The sequence below is a fragment of the Methylobacterium sp. J-026 genome, assembly GCF_022829585.1.
Classification (GTDB): domain Bacteria; phylum Pseudomonadota; class Alphaproteobacteria; order Rhizobiales; family Beijerinckiaceae; genus Methylobacterium.
In genome coordinates this window covers 1-13,346 of record NZ_JAKSYC010000180.1, presented here as the reverse complement: position 1 = coordinate 13,346, position 13,346 = coordinate 1, and the positions used below count along the sequence as shown (strand labels likewise).

Genomic DNA, 13,346 nt, shown 5'->3' with positions numbered 1-13,346 from the left:
GCCCGGCCCCGGGGGCGGCGCGCCTGGCCAGTGCGGGCCCCGCGCCCGATGCAAGTGCGGGCTCGCGCCCGGGGCGCCCGATCGGCTAAGCTCGTCCGTCCCCCGCCGACTCGGCGACTGGCTCGGTGCGTGGGGACGCGCGGATGACGGGCCTGCGAGATCCTGACCGGACCCTGCCCCGAACCGAACCCGGGGGCTGAGGATTTGACGGGCGACGACGAGACTTACGTGTACGACGAGGCCACCGGCGAGTGGCTGCCGCCGGGGGCGGCGGGCGCGGCCCCCGAGACGGTGGCGGCCCCCGAGACGGTGGCGGTCCGCGACGCGGCCGGTACCATCCTCGCCGACGGCGATTCCGTGACCCTGATCAAGGACCTCAAGGTCAAGGGCGCCAACCAGACCCTGAAGCAGGGCACGGTCATCCGGTCGATCCGGCTCACGGACGATCCGGAGGAGATCGACTGCCGCCACGACACCATCAAGGGCCTCGTCCTGCGCACCGAGTTCGTGCGCAAGCGCTGAGGCCGCCGCGGGCGGAATGCGGCGGTGCGCCTAACGCTTGCGCGGCTCGTCCTGCGGCAGGTGGCGCCCGTAGACCTCCTGCTTCTCCGCCCGCTCCTGGATCAGGTCGGCATAGGCCTGCCGCATCTCCGGGGAGACGCTGATGCTCTTGCCCTTGGCGGCCTTGCGCTTGGGCGCCTTCTTGAAGGTGTTGTTCGTCTCGCTCATGCCGGCTCCCTCGAACCGTGGCGGCGTCGCGCGGCCCCTAGGCCGATTCGGGTGTCCGGCCGCCGCCCGGGGCCGGACAGGCGCCCTGTAGCGCATCGCGGCGGGGGACGCACGGTGGCACAGCGTCGGCGGGGATCGAAACGGTGCGATCTGGCCTGCCGCATCGGCCTCTGCCAGGATCGGGCCGTTGGATCGGGGGCGAACATGGATTCGGGCGGATCGTGGCTGGACGGGATCCGGGGCGCGACGGTGCTGCTCGCCGGCCTCCTCGCCGCCGCCCAAGCCCAGGCCCAAGCCCAGGCCCGGCCGGTCCCGCCCCGGGCTGCGCCGGCGGCCGGGGCACCGGTCGATCCCGCCTTCGAGGCGGCGAAGGCGGGGTTCGAGGCCCTGCCCGAGGCGGAGCGCAGGGCCGTCCAGGAGGCCCTGGTCTGGACCGGCGACTTCAACGCCGTGGTCTCGGGGGCGTTCGGGCGGCGGACCTTCGAGGCGCTCGACGCCTACCGGACCCGCGCCGGCGGGGCCGACCCCCTCGATCCGCGCGGGCGGGCAGCGCTCCTGGCGGCCGGCGCCGCGGCCAGGGCTGCGGCGCGCTTCCGGGTCGCCGTGGATCCCGGCAGCGGCGCGGTGATGGGCGTGCCCGAGCGCCTGCTGGCGAAGCGCACCGCCCTCCCCTCGGGGACCCGCTGGCAGAGCCAGGACGGCCGCGTGACCCTGGAGACCCGGGCCTACCCGCCGGGGACCGAGACCCTGGACAGCCTGTTCGAGAAGGCCACCGCGCCGCTGCCGAGCCGCAAGGTCACCTACAGGCTGCGGCGGCCGGACAGCGTGGTGGTCACCGCCGAGACCGGGACCGGCCGGTCCTATATCCGCTACGCCGCCGGGCCGGCGGGCGTGCGCGGCTTCCTGTTCGGCTACGACCGGGCCCTGGCGCCGGAGGTCGACCGCCTCGTGATCGCGGTGGCGAACGCCTTCGCGCCGTTCCCGGAGGCCGCCGCGGTGCCGACCGATCCGGGCGCTGCGACGGCCCGACCGGCTCCGGCCCGGCCCGAGGCCGGCCCTGCCCCGGCACAGGAGGTCTCCAGCGCGGGGGCCGGTCTCACGGTGGCGCCGGGCCGCGTGCTCACGGCCGCCGCGGTCCTGGAGGGCTGCGCCGCGCCCCGCATCGGGGGCGCGCCGGCCCGGACGCTCGCCGCCGACCCGGCTGGTCTCGCGCTCCTCGACGCGCCGGGGGCCCCCGCCCCGCTCCGGCCCGCAGGGCGGGTCGAGCCGGTCGGGACCGAGGACGGCTTGATCGCCCTCGCCCCCGGCCCGGACGGAATCGGGGCCGCACCCGGGAGCGCGGCCGGGGGCGACGTGATCGCGGCCCTCCAGCCGGGCTCGGCCGGCGCGCCGGTGCTCGACCGGTCCGGTCGGCTCGTCGGGCTGGTCGCCCGCTATCCCGCGGCGCCGCGCCGGGTCGCCGGGATCGTGCCCCCGGCGCGCCTGCCGCTGGTGCCGGTCCGGGCGATCGGCCCGTTCCTCGCCGCCCAGGGCATCGCCGAGGCGAAGCCGCTTCAGGACGGCGGCCCCGGGGCGGTGGCGCGGGCGGTGGTGGGCATCGCCTGCCGCTAGCGTCTCCCGAGGGCGCGGTCAGGCGCGAGGCTTGGGGACCCTTGGCTTGAGCACCGTGGCCATCCAGCCCGCGCCCGGCTTCGGGGCCTCCGCTGCGCTCCAGCGCCCCCGGCGAAGGGCGGTCGGGGTGGGATGCCGAACGGCGGTCCATTCCGTCATCGCAAGGTCGACGACCGTGGTCCGGCACGTTCGGGAGCGGCGCCGGCGCACCGTCCCGCGAAATCGCGATCGGGACGATGCCTTCGTCCCTCGATCCGCCTCACCCCGAACGCCGGAGGCCGTCTTTCGGGGTGAGGCTTCGGGCAACGGCCCGCGGATTACAGCCGGCCGGTGACCAGCAGGACGATCAGCACGATGAGCAGGATGCCGCCGAGGCCGAAGCCGGGACCGCGATAGGCGCCGCCGCCGAGGAAGCCGCCGCCACCGAAGGCCAGGATGATCAGGATGATGAGGAGGATGGTGACGAGGGACATGGTCGAACTCTCCGGACGGTCGCGCTGATGCGAGCGTGACCGTTCAAACGCTGCGACATTCCGTTCCGTTCAACCCCGCGCCACGCTTTTGTGAGGAAAGTTTCGGATGGGCGCCCGGGTCTCAGGCGTGCCAGTCCGGCAGCGCGTCCCCGGGCGCGTCGAGCCAGCCCGGCACCGGCAGGTTCCGCTCCGTCAGGAAGGCCGGGTTGAACAGCTTCGAGGCGTAGCGCGCCGCCCCGTCGCACAGGATCGTCACCACGGTGTGGCCGGGCCCGAGTTCCCGGGCCAGCCGGATCGCCCCGGCGACGTTGATCCCCGAGGAGCCGCCCAGCGACAGCCCCTCCTCCCGCATCAGGCCGAACACGATGTCCAGCGCCTCGCGGTCCGGGATGCGGAAGGCATGATCCGGGGTGAAGCCGTCGAGGTTCCGCGTGATGCGGCCCTGGCCGATCCCCTCGGTGATCGAAGACCCCTCGGCCTTCAGGGTGCCGGTCGTGTAGTGGGCGTAGAGGGCCGAGCCCTCCGGGTCCGAGAGGGCGATCTTCACCTGCGGATTGCGGGCGCGCAGGGCCTCGGCGGTGCCGGCCAGCGTGCCCCCGGTCCCGGCCGCGCAGGTGAAGCCGTCGACCCGGCCGCCGGTCTGCGCCCAGATCTCCGGGCCGGTGCCGTCCACATGGGCCTGCCGGTTGGCGACATTGTCGAACTGGTCGGCGAAGAAGGCACCCGCCGGTTCCGTGGCGGCGAGCTTATCCGCGAGCCGTCGGGCGACGTGGACGTAGTTGTTCGGGTTGGCGAAGGGTACGGCCGGCACCTCGACGAGGCGCGCCCCCGCGAGCCGCAGGGTCTGCTTCTTCTCCTCGGACTGGGTGACCGGAATGACGATCAGCGTCCGGTAGCCGCGCACCGACGCCACCAGGGCGAGGCCGATGCCGGTATTGCCGGCGGTGCCCTCCACGATGGTGCCGCCCGGCCGGATCAGGCCCCGCGCCTCCGCGTCCCGCACGATGGCGAGCGCGGCGCGGTCCTTCACCGACAGGCCGGGATTGAGGAACTCGGCCTTCCCAAGAATCTCGCAGCCGGTCGCCTCGGAGGCCCGGCGCAGGCGGATCAGCGGCGTGCCGCCGATGGCGGCGAGGACATCCGGAGCGGTGCGATTCGGTTCGGTCATGGGCGGGAACCTAGGCAGGTGCACCGGGGCTGGCGAGCGTCACCCGAACACATGCCCCCCGTTGATCCGCAGGCCCACCGGGTGCCCGGCCGGGTAGCGCACGCCGTCGAAATCCTCCACGGCGAGCAGGTGCCCCTCGGCATCGGCCACCTCGATCCGCTGGCGTCCCTGCGTCCGGTAGGAGCTGCGCACGGTGCCGGTGAGATGCGCGGCCTCGGGCTCGGCGAGCTGCAGCTGCCAGGGGCGCACGTAGAGCTTGACCGGGCCGATCACCCCGGCGGGCGCGACCACCGGCGTCTCCCGGCCCCGCACCAGGACGCGGCCGCCCTCGGCGATGGCCTCGACCTCGACGGAATCCCCCAAAAACTTCATCACGGTGGCGGAGGCCGGGTGCTCCTGCACCTCGTCGGGGGTGCCGACCTGCTCGAGGCGCCCGTGGTCGAGCACCGCCACCCGGTCGGACAGCTCCAGGGCCTCGTCCTGGTCGTGGGTCACGAAGATCGTGGTCTGGCCGGTGCGGTCGTGGATCTCCCGCAGCCAGCGGCGCAGGTCTTTTCGCACCTGGGCGTCCAGCGCCCCGAAGGGCTCGTCCAGCAGCAGCACCCGGGGCTCGACCGCGAGCGCCCGGGCGAGCGCCACCCGCTGGCGCTGGCCGCCCGAGAGCTGCGACGGATAGCGGTCGCCGAAGCCGGAGAGCCGGATCAGATCGAGGAGGTCGCCAACCCGGCGCTTGATCTCAGGCCTGGCCGGCCGGTCGGCCCGGCGGCGCGCGTTCAGCCCGTAGGCGATGTTGTCGGCCACGCTCATATGCTTGAACAGGGCGTAGTGCTGGAACACGAAGCCGACCGCCCGCTCCTGCACGGGCAGGCCGGTGGCGTCGTCGCCGCCGAACAGGATCCGGCCCCGGTCCGGCGCGTCGAGCCCCGCGATGATCCGCAGCAGCGTCGTCTTGCCGGAACCCGAGGGGCCGAGCAGGCCGATCAGCTCCCCCGCCCGCACGTCGAGGGACAGGTCGTGCAGCACCGCCGCCGTGTCGAAGGTCTTCGAGACGGTCTCGACCCGGATCGCCGTCGACGGGCGGTCCGAGGGGGCGTCAGTGCGCCCGGCCGCCCGCGAGCTCGCCTGAGAAGCGCCATTCGAGGACGGATTTGAGGACGAGGGTGATGAGGGCAAGGGCGGCAAGGAGCGAAGCGACGGCGAAGGCGGCGACGAAGTTGTACTCATTGTAGAGGATCTCCACGTGGAGCGGGATGGTGTTGGTCAGGCCGCGGATGTGGCCCGACACCACCGAGACCGCCCCGAATTCGCCCATCGCCCGGGCATTGCAGAGGAGCACGCTGTAGAGCAGGCCCCAGCGGATGTTGGGCAGCGTCACCGTGCGGAACGCGTGCAGGCCCGAGGCGCCGAGCGTCAGCGCCGCCTCCTCCTCGGCGGTGCCCTGCTCCTGCATCAGCGGGATCAGTTCCCGGGCGACGAACGGGAAGGTCACGAATACCGTAGCCAGCACGATCCCCGGCAGGGCGAACAGCACCTCGATGCCGTGATCGAGCAGGAATCCGCCGAACAGGCCCTGGGAACCGAACAGCAGCACGTAGATCAGCCCCGAGACCACCGGCGAGACCGAGAAGGGCAGGTCGATCAAGGTGATCAGCAGGGATTTCCCGGGGAACTCGAACTTGGCGATCGCCCAGGAGGCGGCGAGCCCGAACACCACGTTGAACGGCACCGCGATCGCCGCCACCGTCAGCGTCAGGCGGATCGCGCTCCAGACGTCCGGCTCCCGGAACGCGTCCAGGAAGGCGGCCAGCCCGTGGGACAGGGCCTGGGTGAAGACCGCGATCAGCGGCAGCACCAGGAACAGCGCCAGGAACGCCACGGCGATCCCGATCAGGACCGCGCGGGTGGCCGCCCCCTCGGAGGCGACCGAGTCCGGCTTGGCCGACGGCACGTAGGCCGGGGAGAAGATCTCAGACATAGCCGAACCGCCGCCGTGACCAGGTCTGGATGAGGTTGATGGCGAGCAGCGTCAGGAACGAGATCCCGAGCATGATCGTGGCGATCGCCGCCGCCCCGCCATAGTCGAACTCGGAGAGCTTGATCACGATCAGCAGCGGCGCGATCTCCGACACGTAGGGCAGGTTGCCGGCGATGAAGATGATCGAGCCGTACTCGCCGACCCCCCGGGCGAAGGCGAGCGCGAAGCCGGTGAGCACCGCCGGGATCAGCGGCGGCAGCACGACCTTGGTCAAGGTGACGATCCGCGTGGCGCCCAGGGTTGCGGAGGCCTCCTCGATCTCCTTGTCGATCTCGGCGATCAGCGGCTGCACGGTCCGCACCGCGAAGGGCAGGCCGATGAACACCATGGCGATGAAGATGCCCACCGGGGTGTAGGCCGCCTGGATGCCGAGCCGGGCCAGGGGCGCGCCGACGAGCCCGTCCGGCGCATAGAGCGAGGCCAGCGCGATGCCGGCGACCGCGGTCGGAAGGGCGAAGGGCAGGTCCACCGCCGCGTCGACGAGCTTGCGGCCCGGGAAGCGGTAGCGGGTCAGCACCCAGGCGACCAGGAAGCCGAACACGGAGGCCACGAGGGCGGCGAGCGCCGAGACGCCGAAGCTGATCCGCAGGGCGCTCGCCACCCGCGGATCGGTGGCGACCCCCCAGATCCCCGAGAGCCCGAGCCCCGAGGCCTTGGCGACCAGCCCGGCGAGCGGCAGCAGCACGATCAGCCCGAGGCAGGTCAGCGTGTAGCCGAAGCTGATCCCGAAGCCCGGGATCACGCTCGGCCGGCGGAAGGTGCGTTTGCGACGCGGCGTCTCGACCATGGTCCGGAGCCTCAGCGGCCGGCGCGGCTCAAGCGGTCGAACAGGCCGCCGGCGTCGAAGTTCCGCTTCTGGATCTCGTCCCAGGAGCCCTGCAGGTCCTCGATCTTGAACAGCTTGATCTCGGGGAGCTGGGCGAGGTCGGCGGGCGCCGCCGCGTCCCGCTTGATCGGCCGATAATGGTGCTTGGCGAAGATCGCCTGGGCGCGGTCGGTGTAGAGGAAGTCCAGATAGGCCTGGGCGGCCTTGGTGGTGCCCTTGCGCTCGGCGTTCACCGCCACGAGGGCCACCGGCGGCTCGGCGTAGATCGAGCTCGGCGGCGAGACGATGTCGAACTTGTCGGCGCCGAACTCCTGGAGCACCAGATAGGCCTCGTTCTCCCAGGTCGGCAGCACGTCGCCGAGGCCGCGCTGGGCGAAGGTCACGGTCGAGCCGCGCGCCCCCGTGTCGAGCACCGGCACGTTCCTGTAGATCTGCCCCACGAAGGCGTCGGCCTTGGCGGCGTCCTTGTCCTGACCGTAGGCGTAGCCCCAGGCCGCCAGGAAGTTCCAGCGCCCGCCCGCCGAGGTCTTCGGGTTCGGGGTGATCACCTTCACGTCGGGCTTGGCGAGGTCGGCCCAGTCCTTGACGCCCTTCGGGTTGCCCTTGCGGACCAGGAACACCACCGTCGAGGTGTAGGCCACGCCCTCGTTGGGGAGCTTGGTCCGCCAATCCTCCGGGATCTTGTGGGTGAGCCGGGCGATGGCGTCGATGTCCGAGGGGATGCCCAGGGTGACCACGTCGGCATCGACGCCGTCGATCACCGTGCGCGCCTGCGCCCCCGAGCCGCCGTGGGAGGCGCGGACCGTGATCGCCTCCCCGGTCTTGGCCTTCCACTCCTCGGCGAAGACCGCGTTGATCTCCCGGTAGAGCTCACGGGTCGGGTCGTAGGAGACGTTGAGCAGGGCGGTCTCGGCGGCGGCCGGGTGCGGGCCGGTCCACAGGCCGGCCCCGGCCAGCAGGGACAGGGCGACCGCCCGGACGATTCGGCTTCGACCCGCAGCGTACGTCATCCCGTCCGATCCCCGGCCATTCGCGGTTGCGATGCAGGGGTCGCCCCCCGAAGAGCCAGAAATCGTTCGTTTTATCGAACGAAGTCAAGTCCAGCCGCGGAAATGCCCGATGCCCTGCGGTGGGAAGAATCCGGGAGACCGTTAGAAAGGCAAGCGTCGTCAGGGGTGTAGCCGGCTAGAAGGCATGGATCTTCTCCCAAGATCGGATCAAGGGGAAGAAACATGACGTCTCGGCGGGTTCCATAGAACGAACGATCTCTTGTGTGGTGGCGCACACCGATCTTGCCCGCAGGTCCGCCTGCCGGGCGTGACGAGCCCGCTCGTCCGAGCGCGCCTGTAAAATTTCGGTCCGGATCAGACCTTCGGCTTGGTGAGCTGGGCGATGAGCGCTTCCAGGCGCTGCGTCACCGGGGCCGCGAGGGCCTCCGCGTAGTAGACACGCAGGTTCTGGCCGAGGTGGCGCCGGATTCCGGTGGGAAGGGGCGTCGCGCGCGCGGCCGGTCCGGGCGGGGATGGACGCTCGGGATGCGGCTTCGACATGATCGGGACATCCTGGCATCGGCTCCGGACCAGAATGGCAAAGCTTGGTTAAGGACAAGTCTCCTCCGGCCGGGCGGGGCGCGCCGACCGCCGGGGCGGTGTCGCAGGCCGGAACTGGCGCCGCCGGGGACACGTTGCCCACCTTTGACAATCCCGCTGCCCGGAGCCGCCCGTGTCCCGCCCGATCCCGTTGACGACGTTGGTATTTCTGGTGGCGGTCATGGCCGGATCGCCGTGCCTGGCCCAGACGAAGCCCGGGGAGATCAAGGGCGTCGACGCGATGGGCGACAAGTCCCGGAGCGCCCAGGACGGCTGGAGCCAGGCCCCCGTGCCCCGGGAACAATCGGCCGCCAAGGACGCGCCGGATCCCGGCGGCCAGTCGACCAAGGAGAATGCCGACCGTCCGGTCCCGAAGGCCGAAACGGGCAGCTCCTCCGCCACCGAGCCGCAGGCGCCCCTGGAACACCGGACCGCGGGGCCTTCGGGAACCAATCCCGCGATTCCGAGCAAGTAAAAAAACCGTTTCCCCGGAGGATGATACCGGACCGGGGAAACGTGCCGCTTCATCCGGGACAGGATCGGATGCTGTGTCACGCAACCGCACTTGCCTCGCGCACGCTTTTTTGGGACACCCTGGAATTATACCAGATCGCTTTTTTGTGAGGCGGAGATGACGGTCCAGGTCTCAAGGCGCGGCTTGCTCAGGGGGGCCGGCGCCGGCCTCGCGGGCGGCACGCTCGGCGCGCTCGGGTTCGGCGGCCTCGAACCGGCCATGGCCGCCGCGGTGCGGCCGTTCAAGCTCGCGCAGATGCGCGAGACCCGCAACACCTGCCCGTACTGCTCGGTCGCCTGCGGCGTGATTCTCTACAGCCTCGGCGACCGCTCGAAGAACGCCCGCTCCTCGGTGATGCATATCGAGGGCGACCCGGATCATCCGGTCAACCGCGGCACCCTTTGCCCGAAGGGTTCGGCGCTGCTCGACTTCGTGCATGCCGAGACCCGCACCAAGTACCCGCTCCACCGCGCCCCGGGCTCCTCGGAGTTCAAGCGCGTCTCCTGGGACTTCGCCCTCGACCGGATCGCGAAGCTCATGAAGGAGGACCGGGACAAGAACTTCGTGGCCAAGAACGGCGACCTCACGGTCAACCGCTGGACCACGATGGGCTTCCTCGGCGCCTCGGCCACCACCAACGAGACGGCCTGGCTGACCTACAAGACAGTCCGAAGCATGGGGGCCCTGGTCTTCGACAACCAGGCCAGGGTTTGACACGGTCCGTCGGTCGCCAGTTTGGCGCCCTCCTTCGGACGCGGTGCGATGACCAACCTCTGGATGGACATCAAGCACGCGGACGTGATCACCGTGATGGGCGGCAATGCCGCCGAGGCGCATCCCTGCGGCTTCAAGTGGGTCGTCGAGGCGAAGGCCCATAACAACGCCAAGCTGATCGTCGTCGATCCGCGCTTCACCCGCACGGCCTCGGTGGCCGATCTGTACTGCCCGATCCGGCAGGGGTCGGACATCGCGTTCCTGTCGGGCGTCGCGAAGTACCTGATCGACAACGACAAGCTGCAGCACCGCTACGTCTCCGCCTACAGCAACGCCGGGTACGTGGTCCGCGAGGGCTACGACTTTAGCGAGGGCCTGTTCGCGGGCTACGACGCCGACAAGCGCGACTACGACAAGACCACCTGGGACTACGAGATCGGCCCCGACGGCTACGCCGTGGTCGACGAGACGATGCAGCACCCGCGCTGCGTCATGCAGCTCCTCAAGAAGCACATCGCCATCTACACCCCGGAGATGGTGGAGCGGATCTGCGGCTCGCCGAAGGAGACCTTCCTGAAGGTCTGCGAGATGATCGCGACCACGTCCTCTCCGGAGCGGACGATGGCCTCGCTCTACGCGCTCGGCTGGACGCACCATTCCAAGGGCTCGCAGAACATCCGGGCGATGTGCATCGTCCAGACGCTGCTCGGCAATATCGGCATGCTCGGCGGCGGCATGCAGGCCCTGCGCGGCCACTCCAACATCCAGGGGCTGACCGATCTCGGGCTGATGAGCAACCTCATCCCCGGCTATCTGAACATCCCGGTGGAGAAGGAGCCCGATTACGCGAGCTACGCCGCCAAGCGGCAGTTCAAGCCGCTGCGTCCCGGGCAGACCAGCTACTGGCAGAACTACAACAAGTTCTTCGTCTCGTTTCAGAAGGCTATGTGGGGCGACTACGCCACGAAGGAGAACGACTGGGCCTACGACTACCTGCCCAAGCTCGATGTGGCGACCTACGACGTGCTGCGCGGGTTCGAGCTCGCCAAGCAGGGCAAGATGACCGGCTACGTCATCCAGGGCTTCAACCCCCTGATGTCGTTCCCGAATCGCGCCAAGATGACGGAAGCCTTCTCCAAGATGAAGTTCATCGTGGTGATGGATCCGCTCAAGACCGAGACGGCCCGGTTCTGGGAGAATCACGGCGAGTACAACGACGTCGATCCGACCCAGATCCAGACCGAGGTGTTCGAGCTTCCGACCACCCTGTTCGTGGAGGAGGAGGGCTCGCTCTCGAACTCGAGCCGGTGGCTGCAATGGCACTGGCAGGCCCAGGAAGCGCCGGGCGAGTGCCGCTCGGACATCGAGATCATGTCGGGGATCTTCCTCCGCATGAAGGAGGCCTACAAGAAGGATGGCGGGGCGTTCCCGGACGCGATCGTCAATCTGAAGTGGGACTACGCGATGTCGGAGTCGCCGACGCCCGTGGAATTGGCCCGCGAACTCAACGGCTATACCCTGGCGCCGACCCCGGACCTGAACGGGACCATCATCCCGGCGGGCAAGCAGGTCGACGGCTTCGCCCAGCTCAAGGACGACGGGACCACCGCCTGCGGGTGCTGGATCTACTCGGGCTGCTATACCGAGAAGGGCAACATGATGGCCCGCCGGGACAACAATGATCCCGGCGACCGCGGCATCGCGCCGAACTGGGCCTTCGCGTGGCCCGCCAACCGGCGCGTGCTCTACAACCGGGCGTCCTGCGACCCCGAGGGCAAGCCCTGGTCGGAGAAGAAGAAGCTCATCGAGTGGAACGGCAAGCAGTGGATCGGCTTCGACGTGCCGGATTACGGCGTCACCGTCGCCCCCGATAAGGGCGTCGGCCCGTTCATCCTGAACCAGGAGGGCGTCGCCCGCCTGTGGACCCGGGGTCTCATGCGCGACGGGCCGTTCCCGACGCACTACGAGCCGTTCGAATCGCCGGTGGCCAACATCCCGTTCCCGAAGATCAAGGGCGCGCCCGCGGCCCGCATCTTCAAGGATGACCTGGCCGATCTCGGCGACGCGAAGGAGTTTCCCTACGCGGCGACGAGCTACCGGCTCACCGAGCACTTCCACGGTTGGACCAAGCATGCCCGGATCAACGCGATCCTCCAGCCGGAGGCGTTCGTGGAGATCTCCGAGGAACTCGCCAAGGAGAAGGGCATCGCCAGGGGCTCATGGGTCCGCGTCTGGTCGAAGCGCGGCTCGCTCAAGGCCAAGGCCATGGTGACCAAGCGGATCAAGCCGCTGATCTGCGACGGCAAGCCCGTCCACGTCGTCGGCATCCCGCAGCACTGGGGCTTCATGGGCCTGACCAAGAAAGGATGGCACCCGAACTCGCTGACACCCGTGGTGGGCGACGCGAACACCGAGACGCCGGAGTTCAAGGCCTGGCTCGTGAATATCGAGCCGACCACGCCGCCGTCGGACGCGGTCGCATAGGGGGAGCTGACACATGGCCGACTACAGCTCCCTCGACATCCGCCAGCGCTCCGCCTCCACGGAGACGCCGCCGGAGATCCGCCGCCAGGTGGAGGTCGCAAAACTCATCGACGTGTCGAAGTGCATCGGCTGCAAGGCCTGCCAATCGGCCTGCGAAGAGTGGAACGACCTACGCGACGACATCGGCGTCAACACCGGCAGCTACCAGAACCCCCACGACCTCACGCCGAAGTCGTGGACCCTGATGCGGTTCACCGAGTACGAGAACCCGGAGACCCAGAACCTCGAATGGCTGATCCGCAAGGACGGCTGCATGCACTGCACCGAGCCGGGCTGCCTCAAGGCCTGCCCGTCGCCGGGCGCGATCGTGCAGTACTCCAACGGCATCGTCGACTTCATCGAGGAGAACTGCATCGGCTGCGGCTACTGCGTGAAGGGCTGCCCGTTCAACATCCCGCGGATCAGCCAGACCGACCACAAGGCGTACAAGTGCACCCTGTGCTCGGACCGGGTCGCGGTCGGTCAGGCCCCGGCCTGTGCCAAGGCCTGCCCGACCGGCTCGATCATGTTCGGCACCAAGCAGGCGATGATCGAGCAAGCGGAGACTCGGGTCGAGGACCTGAAGTCGCGCGGCTTCGCCCATGCCGGCCTCTACGACCCGGCCGGCGTCGGCGGCACGCACGTCATGTACGTGCTGCACCATGCCGACCAGCCGAGCCTCTATGCCGGCCTGCCGAACGACCCGAAGATCTCGCCGCTGGTCGCCTTCTGGAAGGGCGGCGCCAAGGTGTTCGGGCTCGCCGCGATGGGCTTCGCCGCGGTGGCGGGCTTCTTCCACTACGTCACGGCCGGCCCGAACGAGGTCGTGCCCGAGGAGGAGGAAGAGGCGGTCGAGTACGACGAGGCCAAGCGCCGGGAGACCGGTGGCGGCGAGGCCCGGCCGCACTGAAACGCGACGGTCTCCCTCCCCCCTCTGCGGGGGAGGGAAACGCGCGCGGGTCCGGAATCGACCGGGTGGAGACGGCACCGCCGCCCCACCCTATCTTGTACGAAACGGCCGCCCCGCGCCGCGGCGCCGGCCCCGTCAGGCACGAAGAATGAATTACCCGCGCTACACCCATGACATCGAGCAGCCAGCCCCAGACGACCAGGCGACGATCGACGCCACAAACAAGGGCATGACGCAGCGGGCCCAGCCGGACG

General features: G+C 70.0%; 13 protein-coding genes. 5 read left to right on the top strand and 8 right to left on the bottom strand.

The features are described 5' to 3' along the window. Window positions 1–204: 204 nt before the first annotated feature. Window positions 205–522, top strand: coding sequence for an alkylphosphonate utilization protein (locus tag MKK69_RS16585; RefSeq protein WP_243969546.1), 318 nt, complete (start codon window positions 205–207; stop codon window positions 520–522). 30 nt (window positions 523–552) lie between these two features. Here MKK69_RS16585 and MKK69_RS16580 read toward each other — a convergent pair whose 3' ends face one another. Beyond that, a complete protein-coding gene (locus tag MKK69_RS16580; RefSeq protein ID WP_243969544.1) occupies window positions 553–729 on the bottom strand; it encodes a hypothetical protein in 177 nt (58 codons plus the stop codon). Window positions 730–933: 204 nt separating this feature from the next. On the opposite strand from MKK69_RS16580, the gene MKK69_RS16575 reads away from it, so the two are divergent. Next, on the top strand, window positions 934–2,340 hold the full coding sequence (locus tag MKK69_RS16575) for a serine protease (protein ID WP_243969542.1): 1,407 nt from the start codon (window positions 934–936) through the stop codon (window positions 2,338–2,340). A gap of 317 nt (window positions 2,341–2,657) precedes the next feature. Here the strand turns inward: MKK69_RS16575 and MKK69_RS16570 are convergent, their stop codons facing one another. From MKK69_RS16570 to MKK69_RS16540, 7 genes are all read right to left on the bottom strand, one after another. Continuing rightward, a complete protein-coding gene (locus tag MKK69_RS16570) occupies window positions 2,658–2,813 on the bottom strand; it encodes a hypothetical protein (RefSeq protein ID WP_007563230.1) in 156 nt (51 codons plus the stop codon). A 121-nt stretch (window positions 2,814–2,934) separates the two neighbouring features. After that, entirely contained in the window at window positions 2,935–3,981 is a 1,047-nt protein-coding gene (locus MKK69_RS16565) for a cysteine synthase A (protein ID WP_243969540.1), read from the bottom strand. 39 nt (window positions 3,982–4,020) lie between these two features. Beyond that, on the bottom strand, window positions 4,021–5,004 hold the full coding sequence (locus tag MKK69_RS16560; protein ID WP_243969538.1) for a sulfate/molybdate ABC transporter ATP-binding protein: 984 nt from the start codon (window positions 5,002–5,004) through the stop codon (window positions 4,021–4,023). Between the two features lie 70 nt (window positions 5,005–5,074). Further along, the gene (cysW, locus tag MKK69_RS16555) at window positions 5,075–5,956 is read right to left on the bottom strand and encodes a sulfate ABC transporter permease subunit CysW (RefSeq protein WP_243969536.1); all 882 of its coding nucleotides are present in this window, start codon (window positions 5,954–5,956) and stop codon (window positions 5,075–5,077) included. Further along, entirely contained in the window at window positions 5,949–6,803 is an 855-nt protein-coding gene (gene cysT, locus MKK69_RS16550) for a sulfate ABC transporter permease subunit CysT (RefSeq protein ID WP_243969534.1), read from the bottom strand. Before cysT ends, cysW begins: the two co-directional genes overlap by 8 nt. An 11-nt stretch (window positions 6,804–6,814) precedes the next feature. Further along, window positions 6,815–7,852, bottom strand: coding sequence for a sulfate ABC transporter substrate-binding protein (locus MKK69_RS16545; protein ID WP_243969532.1), 1,038 nt, complete (start codon window positions 7,850–7,852; stop codon window positions 6,815–6,817). Window positions 7,853–8,206: 354 nt separating this feature from the next. Next, a complete protein-coding gene (locus MKK69_RS16540) occupies window positions 8,207–8,392 on the bottom strand; it encodes a hypothetical protein (RefSeq protein WP_243969530.1) in 186 nt (61 codons plus the stop codon). A 172-nt stretch (window positions 8,393–8,564) separates the two neighbouring features. Here MKK69_RS16540 and MKK69_RS16535 point away from each other — a divergent pair, with 172 nt between their 5' ends. The 3 genes from MKK69_RS16535 to fdxH all read left to right on the top strand — a co-directional run bounded on the left by MKK69_RS16535 (window position 8,565) and on the right by fdxH (window position 13,092). Continuing rightward, the gene (locus MKK69_RS16535; RefSeq protein WP_243969529.1) at window positions 8,565–8,906 is read left to right on the top strand and encodes a hypothetical protein; all 342 of its coding nucleotides are present in this window, start codon (window positions 8,565–8,567) and stop codon (window positions 8,904–8,906) included. Between the two features lie 156 nt (window positions 8,907–9,062). Next, window positions 9,063–12,143 carry a formate dehydrogenase-N subunit alpha gene (gene fdnG / locus MKK69_RS16530; RefSeq protein WP_243969526.1) on the top strand — a complete coding sequence of 1,027 codons (3,081 nt, stop codon included), beginning with the start codon at window positions 9,063–9,065 and terminating at the stop codon, window positions 12,141–12,143. 13 nt (window positions 12,144–12,156) lie between these two features. Beyond that, window positions 12,157–13,092: a formate dehydrogenase subunit beta gene (fdxH, locus tag MKK69_RS16525; RefSeq protein ID WP_243969524.1), complete on the top strand. Its 936-nt coding sequence runs from the start codon at window positions 12,157–12,159 to the stop codon at window positions 13,090–13,092. The last annotated feature ends 254 nt before the right edge of the window (window positions 13,093–13,346 follow it).